Origin of the sequence: Acidovorax sp. HMWF018, assembly GCF_003061035.1 — a bacterium.
In the GTDB taxonomy this organism is placed as follows: Bacteria; Pseudomonadota; Gammaproteobacteria; order Burkholderiales; family Burkholderiaceae_C; genus Acidovorax; species Acidovorax delafieldii.
Genome location: NZ_QAIM01000210.1, coordinates 1 through 1702 on the forward strand (window position 1 = coordinate 1; position 1702 = coordinate 1702).

The window sequence follows — 1702 nt, forward strand, 5'->3', positions numbered from 1 at the left end:
GAGCACTACCTCGTCAAACAACTCCAGCCCATTGCTGATGCGATTCTTCAGCCGTTGGGAGACAGCTTTGCGGCATTGACGAGTGCGCAGAAGGTGTTGTTCTAAGGATGTCGGTGGTCGACTTGGTGCGACTCCCTGATGCGAAGTTGTTGACGAGGGCGAACAGACTAAGTCATCTTTTTGCGTCCGATAGCGAGCTTCGCACCCACGAAACTGTAGTGGCGCAAAAACCGCACCGACGAATTTAGAGTGACGCGGTTCTCTAAACACCAATTACGCAGTTTGGAGGAAGCTGAAAAAAATCAACGACTTACGCCTGCTTGGTTTCTAAGGTTGACTGGCGTTCCGCACCTGTCCACGTCCTTCAGGCCGCAGCACCCAGCATCAGATCCAGGTTCTGCACCGCCGCCCCCGAGGCGCCCTTGCCCAGGTTGTCAAACACAGCGGTCAGCAACACCTGACCGTGGCGGGCGTTGCTGAACACACCCAGCTGCAGCCGGTTGGTGCCGTTCAGGGCTTGCGGGTCCAGATGCTCGGCCGCTTCGGTGGAGGCGGGGGGCATCACCTCGACGAAGGTGGCGTCGGCATAGTGCTGCTGCAGGCAGGTGTGCAGGTGTTCGCCTTGCGTGCCGGGCGCGAGCTGCCGCAGATGCAGCCCGATAGTCAGCACGATGCCCTGGCGGAATGCGCCGTACGAGGGCAGAAAAAACGGGCGCTGCGACAGCCCGGCGTGCTGCGCGATCTCGGGCGTGTGTTTGTGCTCCAGCTGCAGCCCGTAGACCTGGAAGGCAGGCGCATGGGCTGCCTCGGGGCCTTCGTGTGCTTGCACCCGGGCGCGCCCACCGCCGGAATACCCCGATACCGCATGGATGGTGAGCGCATGGTCGGCAGGCAACAAGCCGGCCTGCACCAGGGGCCGCAGCAGGGCGATGGCGCCTGTGGGGTAGCAGCCGGGGTTGCTGACGCGTTTCGCGTTGGCGATGCGCGCGGCCTGCGTCGCATCCATCTCTGGAAAGCCGTAAACCCATTGCGCGTCCGTGCGGTGGGCCGAGCTGGCGTCGATCACGCGCACCGAGGGGTTGTGGATGGCGGCCACGGCTTCGCGGGCTGCGGCGTCGGGCAGGCACAGGATGGCGATGTCGCAGCTGTTGATGGCTTCGGCGCGGCAGGTGGGGTTCTTGCGGTCGGCTTCGGGCAGTGTCAGCAGCTGCAGGTCTGTGCGGCCATGCAGGCGCTGGTGGATTTGCAGGCCGGTGGTGCCTTGGTCGCCGTCAATAAAAACAAGGGGCTGGGTGGTCATGGTGCGGATTCCTGGCAGGGGTGGGAGATGGGATGTGGGAATCTTCAGCGCCGGTATAAAATTTGAAAAGTTGAATTTCACAAACATCAAGATCAGTTCTGCTGAACGTCATGCGCGAACTCAATCTCGACCGGCTGCGTACCCTGGTCACCATCGCTGACCTCGGGTCTTTCGCTGAAGCGGCCCGCACGCTGCACCTGGCGCCGCCCACGGTCAGCCTGCACATTGCCGACCTGGAGGCGTTGATCGGTGCGCCATTGCTGGTGCGCAAGCGGGGCGAGGTGCGGCCGTCCGGCGCGGGGGAGGTGCTGGTGGAGCGGGCGCGGCGTCTGCTGGCCGATGCCGACGAGGCCATGGACCTGGTACGGCGCCAGGTGCAGGGGCTGGAGGGGCGGGTGCGGC

The 1702-nt window shown here is 63.7% G+C and carries 2 protein-coding genes; one reads left to right on the forward strand and one right to left on the reverse strand.

The genetic code is table 11. The features are described from left to right. Nucleotides 1–364: 364 nt before the first annotated feature. Nucleotides 365–1300 (reverse strand): N-acetyl-gamma-glutamyl-phosphate reductase, encoded by a 936-nt coding sequence (argC, locus tag DBR23_RS07625; RefSeq protein ID WP_108497830.1) that lies wholly within the window; start codon nt 1298–1300, stop codon nt 365–367. 110 nt (nt 1301–1410) lie between these two features. Here argC and DBR23_RS07630 point away from each other — a divergent pair. After that, the coding region (locus DBR23_RS07630; protein WP_146191271.1) for a LysR family transcriptional regulator at nt 1411–1702 on the forward strand (292 nt) is incomplete at its 3' end.

What these genes read in the sequence shown, in the direction of transcription:
- argC (WP_108497830.1), bottom strand. Translation starts at nt 1,300, where the DNA reads ATGACCACCCAGCCCCTTGTTTTTATTGACGGCGACCAAGGCACCACC.